The sequence below is a fragment of the Limosilactobacillus sp. DJ3M12 genome, from assembly GCF_947381695.1.
GTDB classification, from domain to species: Bacteria; Bacillota; Bacilli; order Lactobacillales; family Lactobacillaceae; genus Limosilactobacillus; species Limosilactobacillus kinnaridis.
In genome coordinates, this window is the sequence record NZ_CANCWY010000033.1 from 1 (window position 1) to 12,807 (window position 12,807).

A 12,807-nucleotide genomic window follows, 5' to 3' on the forward strand; every position below is an offset into this window, starting at 1 on the left:
GTAAGTATGCGATGTTTCCAGAATCTCCCACTTCAAGCATTAAACCGTAGGTTTAGCTAAGTGGGAGTAGTTCAATAAAATGGGCATGTAACGAGGATTATTAGAATAGTTAGCGGTTGTGATTGGCATCCCAATAAACATATGGGTTGCCTCATTATAGGCGGATGTACTCATGACAACATAATGTCTGCGGATGTTTCCTTTTTTAGGATTATGTCCACCCATTTCATGTCCTGCGTGAAGTTCTGCATCGGCAATTATAATATCTCCCTTTTTAGGAAATTCCATTAATCAATTACCTCACGTCCTACTTGTTTTACTGGCTGTAATGCTGGGTCGTTTTCGATATCTTTTTGATAATCGTATTCTTTCCAATCTTTGGTGGCAAAAATATTTTTCCTTTTTGCAACAGGGGTAAATACAATTGTCTTACCAACATTCTTTACGGTATATTCTTCTCCAGTTACTTTAATTCCTGACGGTACGGTTAACGTTCTTGAATTACCAGTTTGTCTCAGTTTAACAGTCATATTACCCCTCCTTATATGTATACTCAGTATATACTAAAATGGTAAAAGAAAAAGACCTTTACCAGGACGTTCACGAAAGTAGTATAAAGTATGCTAAAATGATAAAGATTATTAAGACCAATCAACGTTATGCACTGACTGGCCTTTTGTAATTTTAAATATAATTAAGTGGTTTTTATTTATGAAGAAAAGAAAATTAAAGAAGAGTTTAGCAACAACTGCGACGGTAATGGCTGTTACAACGGGGGTGACGGCCATTAGTAATTCCGCTAAAGCTGATACAGTACAAAATAGTAAAAATACTATTCAACAAACGCTGCCTGATACGAACCAACAAGCTCAGCGAAATGTCAGTACAGCCCAAGACGCAGTGAATAGAGCCAATGCTGATGTAGCAACCGCAAATAATGATCTTAATATTGCTAATCAAAATTTGGCAGACGCGGATTCTCAAGCAAAGGTACAGGAAAAAATAAGCAATAGTTCAAATCAGGCTGTTAATAATGCTCAGCAAGAATTTGATAATGTTCAAAGTGACTTAACAAAGTATCAACAAGAGTATCAGCGAATACTGAAAGTTCCGGTATTCTATTTAAATACTATGATGAATTCAGACAAACCTTTAGTATTTGACTTAGCAAACTATGATGGTTATAAAGGACAGAATGCACAAGCGGAAAAGAATTTTAAACTCAAAGCATATCGGGATAATATTGATCTCTTAAAAGAAGTTATTAGAAGAAATCAGAGCTTTGTTGACAATGATTATAAAAATACACCGGCTTATTATAACTTAGGCACCATTAATTATGAAATAAATGCAGTTAATAAGGAATTAGCAGAGCTTAATCAAATAATAGCTGAAAAGAAAAAAGGTACTTTTAACCAATATCAACATTATCATGATTGGATTACAAAGGATCGTTCGCGTTCATGGCTAGATTTAGAATCTGCGGATATCAGTGATATTCAAGAGATAATTGATTGGCATCATAAAATAATAGAAGAAGACCAAAGGAAGACTGCTGAGATATTGCCAATTGCGAAAAAAGAATTAGAAACTGGAAATTACTATTTAAGTGTTTCTAAGAATCTTTTGCCACAGCTGGAAGAAGTGACTAACAATCTTATTGAGACACAAGAAAAGCTTACATATGCTAAAAGTAATTTAGATTCAACAAGACGGAAAGCTTGGCAAGATAGTGTACTCTTATCACAAATTGAAGGAGATCGTGCTAATGCTCAATCTCAAGCAATCAATGCGCAAACGAAGCTCTTACAAGCACTTCTCAATAAGACAAATTCACAAGAAAAGTTAGCGTCAGCAAAAGAAAAACTTCCTATACAAACTGATGCCTTAAAGTATAGCTCGCTAATCAACCTTGAACCACTAACAGTTGAGCCGGGAGTAACTCCTGCTCCTAAAGTTACGACAGCGATTGCGGTTGAAAATGATGATCATCAGAATAAAGCTGTTATTACTTTGCCCGGCGATGAACAAGAAAATAAGCTACCCCAGGGAACAAAAGTAGTGTGGAAAGATGATGCTAAAGTTGCAGCCGATCTTCAACATCTTGGAAAGCATACTGAAGATGTCTTGATTGTTTTTCCTGATGGATCGGTAATTTTAACTAGCGAGCAAGTTACTGTTTCCGCAACAGAAAAACAGGCAGACGCTAATAAAGAGACTTCGCCTGCACAGAAAACGATTGATAGTACCCAAGAAAATAATATGCGTGCGAATGATCTTTCTGCCCAGGTAGTGGAAGTTAATGATGATAATCAAACCTCAGCACCAGAAATATTGGTGACTTCGCAAACCAAGCAACATACCGTCCGACCAAACGGGGTAATAAAAGGTCAGGCAGCACTGAATAACATTGTCCAGCCTTCATTAGCTAAGTCTTTTAAGAATAAAACAACAAATAATATTTTGCCACGAACCGGGGATGAATCTTCACTTCCGGTTATTGCCCTTGGCGCTATTATTGGGCTAATAGGAATTGGGGCAATACTTAAACGGTACGAATAAATTTGTTTTTCGTCATGCTAGTCTATATAATCAATGAAAATACAATATTTGAAAGGATCAACACATGAGTAACTGGCGTAATCTATTTGCACAACGAATTTATGAACGAGGGAAAGATTACTACTATCGCGGCAGAGTTAAAAGCTTAATTTTTGATGCAGACGATAATTTTTCTGCAATCGTTAAGGGAAATCGGGCTTATAAAGTAACTGGTAGATACCATAATGGAAAGTTTTCTCAACTTCATTGTGATTGTCCCTATGCGCAGGATAACCATCGTTGTAAACACATGGCCGCGGCTTTAGAAGCGATTGATGATGGTTCGGCAAATATTGAACCGCAAAAATCGTTAGGTGAGGTTTTTCAATCAGCTTTTCCGCCAAACCGTTTACCAGTTGATCCGCAGAGTTTTCTAAGTAAAGAAGTCTTTCCGCTACGGCTGATTGAACATGTCTTTACTAATCTTGACGATGTTCAAATCATTTCTGAGATCCTAATTAAAGCTGCAGATGCTTATTTTACAATTCCTGGAGCTAAGTGGAATTATTCAGTGGCTGGGCGTTTTAAACAATATTACTTTTCAGTGCTAGTTGCTTTTAATCGAAAAACGATTGTGGACGTCCAGGTAAACTTTGTAAAGACAAGGGAAGGACAACAGATCGCTAAAATGGTTGCCCTTTATTGCTTATTAAAGTACCTTGATCAACATAATATTGAAGAGAATACTAATGAAGCGGCCCGGCAAATGCTAGCTAATTTTCTTGATCGCGCTCCTGATAGTCAGACGATCATTACTGCTAATATCGGTGAATACTACGATGGTGGTCAATACCTTTACTTCCGGGCAGGTGTACCAGATCATATGTATAAATTTCCAAACTTGACAACCTTAACAAATGGGATTGCCCGTGGTGAGCGGCTTCGTTTAGGAAAGTTCTTTGATCAGCAAATTATCCCCGAAAACCTTGATAAAGATAGCAAACAATGGTTAGACTTGATCATCAAGCTATCCTCGACCGCTGATTTAACGCGCGATGGGTATTACGAAGCATCCGTAAAAAATGAGCTGCCCCTGGCTGGCGTGATTATGGATGAAGTTGATCAAATATTAAAGAATGGTAATACACTTTATAATCGGTGGAAAGTGCCTATTAAGCGGGAAGAACGTGCATTAGAAGCGACAGTTTCAATTAAAGCATATAGTGCCGATGACGATCCAAGTCGTCATCTTGATGTTAGTGTTGACCTTCCTGCTGACCTTATTCATGGACAGGCAGCCTATTACCACCTTGATGACCATACCTGGACTGCTTTTACAGGAATAACCCCTAATAAGTTAGACCCTGTTTTTCCAGTAACCAGTGATCTTGTCTTTGGTGTTGATACTATGGCTGAGTTTTACCGCTATGTGTTGCCCAAGCTTCAGTCGATGTTTTCAGTCGAGCTGCCCCAAGATCGCGATTTATCAAAGTTTTTACCTCCATTACCAACAGTAGTTTTCTTATTGGATTATCATGACGAACAAATTTATTGTGACTTGGCAACTGAAATTGATGGCAAAACACAAAAAATTAAGAAAATTGATGACCTTCCGCAATTTTTGATGCAAAGAGTTGAACAGGTACTAGCTAAATATTTCACCAAGTTTAATCAAACCGGGACTAGAGCAGTTCTGTTAGTTGATGAGGCAACAAATTTGCTAGCAACTGGCGTCAATGAATTACAAGAAATAGGAATTGCTAAGGCTACTCCTGCATTTAATGGGTTATACAAACAGCCGTTTACTAAGGTAAGTGTCGGTATCTCCGTTGACTCTGGCCTTTTAAAGCTTGATTTTGGGGATGATCAACTAACCGCTAAAGAAATCAAGCAAATTCTAAGAGATTTTCGACCGCATAAACAGTATTATCAATTGGGCAAGAAAACCTTGAAGATGGATGAACCTTCGCTAGCTGAATTAGTTGAGACATTGCGCAAAATGGGAATCTCATCACGTGATTTTACTGCGGAAGAACTTAAATTGCCGGTGTATCGTGCTCTTTATCTTGATGATCTTTTATCCCACCAAGAAGCATTGAATTATCGTACTACTTCAGAATTGCGCCAGCTAGTTACTGATGTTAAAACTCCGCAGAAAGATTTTAAGGTGCCGGCAAATCTTCATGCAACATTGCGTCCCTATCAATATGATGGTGTCCAGTGGTTAATGGCCTTAATGAAGTATCATTTTGGTGGACTGCTGGCGGATGAGATGGGACTAGGCAAGACCCTGCAGATTATTACTGTTCTATTAAGTGAACAAGGAAACGGACAGAATTTAATTGTTGCCCCAGCAGCAGTTATCTATAATTGGCAAGATGAGATTAAAAAGTTTGCGCCAGACCTTAAAGTAACTGTTCTTGATGGTAGTAAAGCTGAACGACGGAAACAGTTTGCGCAAAGTACAGAAAGGGATATCATTATTACTTCCTATGATGCCGCTAAACGAGATATTGATTTTTATGAAGGGCATCTCTTTAATATTGAAGTTATTGATGAGGCCCAGTACATTAAAAATCCCCAAACTGCTGCCGCTAAAACAGTCAAAGCGATCAATGCTAAGCAGCGCTTTGCTTTAACTGGAACTCCGATTGAGAATCGGTTAAGCGAACTTTGGAGTATTTTTGACTACTTGATGCCTGGTTTTCTCGGTTCTTATCAGCAGTTCCGCAAACAATATGAAGGACCGATTATTAAAAATCAGGATAACCAAGCTCAGGACGACTTAAAACGTTTGGTACAACCATTCATGCTCCGTCGTTTGAAGAAAGATGTCCTTAATGATTTACCGATGAAAAATGAACAGGTATTTTTAACACCCATGGTTGGTAAACAAGAAAGTCTATATCAGGCACGGGCTCAAAGATTGATAAGACAGATTCAAAAACAGAATGATGAAGAATTTCAGCAGAATAAATTAGCAGTCTTGGCAGAAATTACTCGTCTTCGTGAACTATGCTGCAGTCCTCAATTGTTAGATAGGGGGTACAGTGGTCCTTCGGGAAAAATTAAGGCAACTATGAACTTAATTAAGGATGAAGTGGCAGATAATCATAAAATTTTACTCTTCTCGCAGTTCACATCGGCATTAGCAATTTTAAAAGAAAAACTTGCTAAAGCAGGAATTAAGTACTTTGTGATTGAAGGAAAGACAAAGAAAGCAGATCGTTTACAATTTGTTGATGAATTTAATTCCTATGATCAGCCAGCTGTCTTTTTAATTTCTCTGAAAGCAGGAGGAACGGGGTTAAATCTTACGAGTGCTGATGTTGTCATTCATTTTGACCCGTGGTGGAATATTGCGGCTGAAAATCAGGCGACTGACCGGGCTCACCGGATTGGTCAAAAGAATAACGTGACGATTTACAAAATGATTGCACAAAACACAATTGAAGAGAAGATCATTGAAATGCAACAGAAGAAAGCAGTTCTTGCCAATTCTATTCTTTCAGGAAACGAGCTAGCAAATGCCGTCATCAACAAGGAGACACTTCTCAACATTCTCAAATAATATAGGTTTTGTGAAGTTTTATCTTAAGTCCCTATAAAATCCCGCTATAACTTGCTATACTTAAAATATTAATATGTGAAAAAAGGGATGAGAAGAATGGTAATGGTTGATTTGCATTGTCACCTTTTGCCGGGGATTGATGATGGTTCAAAAAGTATGGAGATTTCATTGCGACTTGCAAAAGAAGCAACAGAAAACGGGGTTACCCATGCACTTTTGACCCCTCACCATATGAACGGGCACTATGTAAACCATAAACAAGATGTTTTAGCGCGAACAAAAGAATTTCAAGAAGAACTAGAGAAAAATAATATTTCATTAACTGTCTTTCCTGGACAAGAAGTGCGAATTAATGGTCATCTAATTGAAGCCCTTGATAATGATGATATTTTATTCGCTGATGAGAGTGGGAAGTATATGATGCTGGAATTTCCAGACAATGATGTACCTCATTATACTAACCAGATGATTTTTAACCTTCAACAACGAGGGATTACGCCAGTGGTTGTTCATCCTGAACGGAATACCAAGATCATGGCTGAACCGGACTTGCTTTATCAAATGTTGGAAAAAGGGTGCTTGTCGCAAATCACCGCCAGTTCCTATGTTGGTACGTTTGGTAAAAAAGTTGAAAAATTCAGTAAAAACTTGATTGCGGCTGGTCAAGGATATATCTTTGCTTCTGATGCTCATGACCTTCCAGGACGAAAATACGAAATGCGGCAGGCCTTTGACAAATTATCGCGTGAATTTGGCGCTGACGTTGCTCAAGAATACCAAGATAATGCGCGAGCTATCATTAATGGGGATGAAATTGGTCGCCATCAGATTAAGAAGGTTCAGCAACGTAAGAAATTATTTGGGTTATTTTAAAAAACTAAGATTAGTTCAGAGACTGTGACATAAATCAAGTTACTTTTGTAAAAGACAAATAGCGCAGTACAACAATGGCCTTCAGCGTCCGGCAAAGTCGAACGCTGAAGGCCTATTGTTGCTTGCGGGGGCTCGAAAACGAAGTCACAAGTGACTTCTGTCTCGCTCCCTTCTGTAAAATGTAAGATTTTAAGTGGATTTAACGATTTTTTGCGTATATATAATATTAGAGACACTATTTTTAGGAGGAACTTATGCGTTTTTTACATACGGCTGATTGGCATATTGGCAAGACATTAAACGATTTTAGCTTGCTTGATGATCAGCTAGCAACCTTTAAGCAGATTGAAGCAATTGCCAAAGATCAGCAAGTTGATGCGATAGTGATTGCGGGAGATTTATATGATCGGTCCGTGCCCAATGAAGCAGCGGTTAAGCTCTTAAACCAGATGCTGCAAGACTTAAACTTGACTGATCATTTTCCTTTACTGGCAATCAGTGGGAACCATGATTCAGCGGTCCGTTTAAGTACGGGGACCGATTGGTTTGCTTACCAGTCATTTTTCTTAAACACTGACATTAATAATGCTTTTACCCCGGTCACAATCAAAAATACCCAATTTTTCTTATTGCCATTCTTTGGGATTCAAGAGGTTCGCAACTACTTTAATGATGACAAGATTAAAAATGTCAATGATGCGATGGGGCGGATTACAACTGAGATGGAAAAGCATTTTGCTCCTGATAAAAGGCATGTTCTTGTCGCCCATTTCTTTGCGGCTGGAAGTAAGCGAACGGCTGATTCTGAAATTTTGATTGAGGTTGGCGGATTGAGTGCAGTCACGACAGATGTTTTAGCTCCCTTTGATTATGTTGCTCTTGGTCACCTTCATAACCGCAATGCTTTAAATGACGAAAAAATTAAGTATAGTGGCTCACCAATGAAGTTTTCAGTATCGGAAGCCAAGCAAGAAAAAGGCGTTTGGATTGTTGATACAGCACCTTTTAAGGCCGAATGGGTTCCACTATCGCCAGCTCATGATATTCACCTTTTGAAAGGGAGTTTTACTGAACTGGCTACAAAACCTGAAGAAGCATTACGGGAAGATTTTTATGACATTGAATTGACCGACCAAGAACGAATCCCCGATGTACTAAACAAGTTACGCGAATATTATCCGAAGATTGTCAGCCTTCACCGGACACATCAGGCCGAGCAGGTTCAACTCAACCTTAGTAAGAAACGTGCTCAGGAATCGCCCCTTGATTTGCTTACGGATTTTTATTCCCAAACGATGGGAAATGATTTAACAGACTGCCAAAAGAAGTGGGCAGAAAAGGCCTTGACTCAAATTATGAAAGGGGAGGAATAGGATGCGTCCATTAACGATTGAACTACATTACTTTGGGCCGTATGAGCATCAAGTGATTGACTTTACGCAGTTCACAGAGCATTCCTTATTTCTGGTAGCAGGGAATACTGGTGCGGGGAAAACCACGATTTTTGATGCAATGTGTTATGCACTTTTTGGTCAAACAACCAATGATCGTGATCGGTCGGCAGCTGCTTTACGTTCTGATTTTGCACCAGCTGACCAAGAAACAATGGTGAAGTTTACTTTTGAACACCAAGATCTTAAATATCAAATTATGCGTCGTCCTAAACAGGTTTTAAAGGGACGTCGCGGTAATTTGGTTGAACATAATCAAGCCGTTGACCTTATCTACCCACTTGAAAGTGATCATCCCCATGAAATTACTAAAATCAAGGAAGCAGACACGTTTATTACTGACCTGCTCAACCTAACCCGTGATCAATTTAAGCAGATTGTTCTTCTCCCTCAAGGAAAGTTTCGGCAGTTTCTTGATTCAGATAGCAATACGAAGGAAGCTCTTCTAAGAGACCTCTTTAATACGTCCCGTTATGAGCAGTGGGCAACGCAATTAAAAAACGATTTGCGCGAACAGAAGAAGTCATTAACGGCCCAAGAAACAAAACTTCAATCATTAAAGGAAACCGTAACCGAGATTGATGCGCAATTAACAACTAAAGAATGGTTAACAGAAGCAAAAAATTACTTATCCCGACTAAAGGCTAATCTTAAACATTTAGGCGATGATGAGCAGCAACAGCAAAAGAAAGTTGATCAGCTTGATGCCCAACTTCATACTGAGCAAGAGTTGAAAAAGAACATTGAGGCGTTGGCTGAACTTGTCAAGGCTGGAGAAATACTGCAAGCTCAAGCAGAAAAGATCCAAGAAATAAAGCAACAAGTAAAAATCCTTGAATGGTACCAAGAACACCAGACAGAATATCAACGGTGGAAAGATGGTGAAAAGCGTCTCCAAAAATTAACAGCGGACAGTAATATTCTCCATGAGGACCTGCGTAATCTTCAAAAGCAACAGCAGACAATTGAAACCGAACTACAACAAACGAGCAAGCAGCAAGAAGAGATTGATCAGCTTCAAACAGAGGTCGCCGACTTAACGAATAAACTACCATTATTCGATGATCGAGATAAGCTAAAATCAACTGTCGATGAACTACAGACAAACTTAAAGCAGCAGGAAAAACAGCAAGCTGCTTCCCAGAAGAAGTTGCAAGACGCTCAACAGCAATTGACGGTTGTTACTAATAATTTAAAAGAGCATGAAAACTTAGGGGAAGTTCAAGTTCAACTAGCAAAGAAGGAAGGCCTTCAAGAAAAATTAACGACTGCTGGAAAAGATTTAAAGCAATTAGAAACAGAACTTTCATCTGAAAAGGAAAATTGCGTGAAATTAAAGCAAGAGCAGGGGGATGCTGAAAAGCTCGTTCAAAAATCGCAAAGTAGGTTGGATGACTTGAATGATCGCTTTGCCCGTCACCAAATTGCCATTCTTGCTCAAAAATTAAAGCCAGCCACCCCTTGTCCAATTTGTGGATCGCTTGACCATCCCCATCCAGCAAATTTAGCAGATGATGGTGAATTGGTAACGGAAGCACAAGTTAAAGCAGCAACCGTTAAAGCTCAACAAAACCGTAGTACGCTTGACCAGTTAAGAGAGCAAGTTCGTCAAAGCGTTGCCCAAATTGCTAACTTAACGACACAGTTAGAAACTCAGCAGGCAAATTTAGCCGAACTATTAGGGGATGATGAATTACCGCAGGATTGGGAAGGGCAAATCGAAAATCAGGCTCAGAAACTAGCGCAAATGAAGACTGATCTTGCTAAAATAGAACAACAGGTTAAAGAATGGCGCCAAGAAGAGGAAGAATTGGAACAAGAATCCAAGTTCTCTCAAGAAGAATTAGATAAAATAGACGAAAGTGTGAACCGCTGCAAACAGGATTTAATCGCCAAGCAGACTATTCTGAAAGAAAAAACAGCCGCTTTACCAGCAAAATTTCCTACTAAAGAAGCTGCTGACAAGCAAATTCAAACTGATCAACTAACGATCAAAGCCTTTAATAACCAGCTTGAGTCATTACAACAACAACGACAAGAAAATGCTGAAAAATTAGCAGGGACAAATAGTCGGATCGACCAGACTAAAGAAGAACTTGCCACCCAAACGACGCAACAGGATAACTTACACCAATATCTTGTGAACCTTTTAGCGCAGTATGATGTCCAGCTTAAATGGAATTTCTGGCAAGAAGCTAGTGAACAAGTAGCAACATTGTCATCATTACGTGAACAGGTAACGACCTTTGAGAATCAAGTCCAGGATAATCAGTCCCAACAAGAGCGGTTGACTAAGGCCATCAATAATCATCCCATGCCAGATATTACGTCAACGCAGACCAAACTTAATACTGAGCGTGAACAACTTCGGCAATATCAGCAAGAAATGGGTCAGTTAACTGCGCAGTATAAGCAATTAGAAGAAACGGATCAAAAGATTATTAAGGTAGTTGAAAAAACAGGAAAACTTGATCAAGAAATTAATGAATTACAAACATTAACAGACGTCGTGACTGGGAATACCGAAAACCACGTTAGCCTAGAACGGTATGTATTACAGGCATATTTTCAAGATGTCTTAGTAGCAGCCAATGTTCAGTTAGACCGGTTAACTAATGGTCGCTACCAGTTTGAATTAGCAACGGAAAGTCATGGGGCTGGTGCCAAGTGGAGTGGGCTTGAAGTTAATGTATATGATGATAATGCTGGCAGAACGCGAAGTGCCCGGACGCTTTCTGGTGGTGAAAGTTTTATGGCTTCACTTGCCCTTGCTTTAGCTCTTTGTCAGATTGTCCAAGAGCAAAGCGGGGGGATTAAGATTGATGCGCTCTTTATCGATGAAGGATTTGGTTCCCTTGATCAGCAAGCCCTTGAAGATGCTCTTCATTCCCTTCAAGAACTCGAAGGTCACCGGATAATTGGAATTATCAGTCATATCACTGAACTGGAAGAGCAAATTCCAGATCAATTAATTGTTCGATCAAGAAATGGCCGTAGTTATGTCGCATACCAGCATGAAATATAAGTTTAGAACAGTATTTAAATTTGCGATGATGAAATTAGATAAAAAACTTTAAAAATAAAAAGTGCAAAAATCAGTTTTTTGCGTATATATATTTATAGGGGAGGTGATTTGCGAGATGAAGACTTGTTCGTTCATAGACTCCTTTCCCCATTATTTGCTGTCTTCGTCTGCAATCACTTTCCTAATGGGAGTTGTGACATGAGCTAAGTTGCTTCCATAGACGAGATGACAGCGCAGTACAACAATAGTCTATTATCGCTTGGCAAAGCTGTTGGTGACTATTGATAATTGCGTAGCCTCCAAAGGTTAGGTTCGCGTCAAAAAATGAAGTAACAGGTGATTCCTGTCTCGCTCTCTTTCTTCTCCCACAAATCTTAATGTGAAGATCTCTTATCTGCTCTTTTACGTACCACCAGATAGGAGATCTTTATTTTTTAAAATAAAAAGTGCAAATGTTATCTTTTTCCGTATATATTTAAGTGAAGGCCTAAAAAATGCATTTAATGCTCTTTAACTCCATATTATCTTCCACAGTCAAATCGGCCTTCATTTCAAAAGCTAGGAAATTATTCTTAGCTTTTTCTTATAATAAAAAAGTCATTATTGTGGGGAGGGCAATAATGACTTTGAAATTATTTATCTTAATGATTTGCGGTATCTAGCGGCTTGCGCTTCTGCTTCTGAGTTGAAATAGACCGCATTTGCTGAATTCATATGATAGCCTTGCTGATCAGGCGTATGGTAGATTTTTTGAACGAGCATTACCAACGATCATACCGGCCTGATCGGTTCGCATATTACCGTTATTCGATGGTGCAGTTGGACTGCTGCTTGTATTAACTGCTGAACTTTCCTCGCTACTGCTGCTCGATGATATTTCTAAAGATGATTCGCTTTCAACAACTGGTTTTACGTGAGTAGTATTAGTAACAGTAAAACTTGTTTTGGCACTTTTATCATCATCACCGTTAGTGGCGGTAATATCGAAACGACACTTCTTGGTACTAGTAGCAAGTTTTAGACTCTTACTAAAATTACCATTATCATCGGCTTCGACAGTATAGCGACCGTTGTTTCCACCATGTTTTACAATTTTAATCGTTGCATTGGCTTCAGTCTTTCCTGAAAAAGTGACAGATCCGTCTGCTTCAGTATCAATCTTAAGCCCTTTGCTTGTAGCTTGCGCATTCTTACCGTCTGGGATATTAACGGTGAGCGGTAAATTACTGGCAAGTACTGAGTGTTGGTTAATTGGAATAATAAATAAACACGCGATTTGCTAGTTCGTAACATTTAACAAAAAAAGCCTAACAAGGTTAGACTCAAAGTAGACTAAAAAAGGAGTC

General features: G+C 38.9%; 7 protein-coding genes and 1 pseudogene. 5 read left to right on the forward strand and 3 right to left on the reverse strand.

Features of this window, described 5'->3' with window-relative positions; translation table 11 throughout:
* Positions 1 to 39: 39 nt before the first annotated feature.
* The gene (locus QOS06_RS10095; RefSeq protein WP_080562286.1) at positions 40 to 288 is read right to left on the reverse strand and encodes a type II toxin-antitoxin system PemK/MazF family toxin; all 249 of its coding nucleotides are present in this window, start codon (positions 286 to 288) and stop codon (positions 40 to 42) included.
* The gene (locus QOS06_RS10100) at positions 288 to 530 is read right to left on the reverse strand and encodes a hypothetical protein (protein WP_066035957.1); all 243 of its coding nucleotides are present in this window, start codon (positions 528 to 530) and stop codon (positions 288 to 290) included. The genes QOS06_RS10095 and QOS06_RS10100 overlap by 1 nt, the downstream gene beginning before the upstream one ends.
* Positions 531 to 711: 181 nt before the next feature.
* Here QOS06_RS10100 and QOS06_RS10105 point away from each other — a divergent pair, with 181 nt between their 5' ends.
* The 5 genes from QOS06_RS10105 (at position 712) to QOS06_RS10125 (ending at position 11,461) form a co-directional block, all read left to right on the forward strand.
* Entirely contained in the window at positions 712 to 2,562 is a 1,851-nt protein-coding gene (locus QOS06_RS10105; protein ID WP_283595998.1) for an LPXTG cell wall anchor domain-containing protein, read from the forward strand.
* A 64-nt stretch (positions 2,563 to 2,626) separates the two neighbouring features.
* Positions 2,627 to 6,112 (forward strand): DEAD/DEAH box helicase, encoded by a 3,486-nt coding sequence (locus QOS06_RS10110; protein ID WP_283595999.1) that lies wholly within the window; start codon positions 2,627 to 2,629, stop codon positions 6,110 to 6,112.
* Positions 6,113 to 6,208: 96 nt separating this feature from the next.
* Entirely contained in the window at positions 6,209 to 6,985 is a 777-nt protein-coding gene (locus tag QOS06_RS10115; protein WP_283596000.1) for a tyrosine-protein phosphatase, read from the forward strand.
* Between the two features lie 254 nt (positions 6,986 to 7,239).
* Positions 7,240 to 8,358 (forward strand): exonuclease SbcCD subunit D, encoded by a 1,119-nt coding sequence (locus QOS06_RS10120; protein ID WP_283596001.1) that lies wholly within the window; start codon positions 7,240 to 7,242, stop codon positions 8,356 to 8,358.
* A gap of 1 nt (position 8,359) precedes the next feature.
* Positions 8,360 to 11,461, forward strand: a complete 3,102-nt coding sequence (locus tag QOS06_RS10125) for an AAA family ATPase (RefSeq protein WP_283596002.1) — start codon at positions 8,360 to 8,362, stop codon at positions 11,459 to 11,461.
* A 636-nt stretch (positions 11,462 to 12,097) separates the two neighbouring features.
* Here QOS06_RS10125 and QOS06_RS10130 read toward each other — a convergent pair.
* Positions 12,098 to 12,737: pseudogene (locus QOS06_RS10130) on the reverse strand (sunset domain-containing protein).
* Positions 12,738 to 12,807: the final 70 nt, after the last annotated feature.

Bases quoted from the DNA above. Each gene is read 5' to 3' on its own strand.
- QOS06_RS10100 (WP_066035957.1), bottom strand. From the start codon at position 530: ATGACTGTTAAACTGAGACAAACTGGTAATTCAAGAACGTTAACCGTA.
- QOS06_RS10120 (WP_283596001.1), top strand. From the start codon at position 7,240: ATGCGTTTTTTACATACGGCTGATTGGCATATTGGCAAGACATTAAAC.
- QOS06_RS10105 (WP_283595998.1), top strand. From the start codon at position 712: ATGAAGAAAAGAAAATTAAAGAAGAGTTTAGCAACAACTGCGACGGTA.
- QOS06_RS10125 (WP_283596002.1), top strand. From the start codon at position 8,360: ATGCGTCCATTAACGATTGAACTACATTACTTTGGGCCGTATGAGCAT.
- QOS06_RS10095 (WP_080562286.1), bottom strand. From the start codon at position 288: ATGGAATTTCCTAAAAAGGGAGATATTATAATTGCCGATGCAGAACTT.
- QOS06_RS10115 (WP_283596000.1), top strand. From the start codon at position 6,209: ATGGTAATGGTTGATTTGCATTGTCACCTTTTGCCGGGGATTGATGAT.
- QOS06_RS10110 (WP_283595999.1), top strand. From the start codon at position 2,627: ATGAGTAACTGGCGTAATCTATTTGCACAACGAATTTATGAACGAGGG.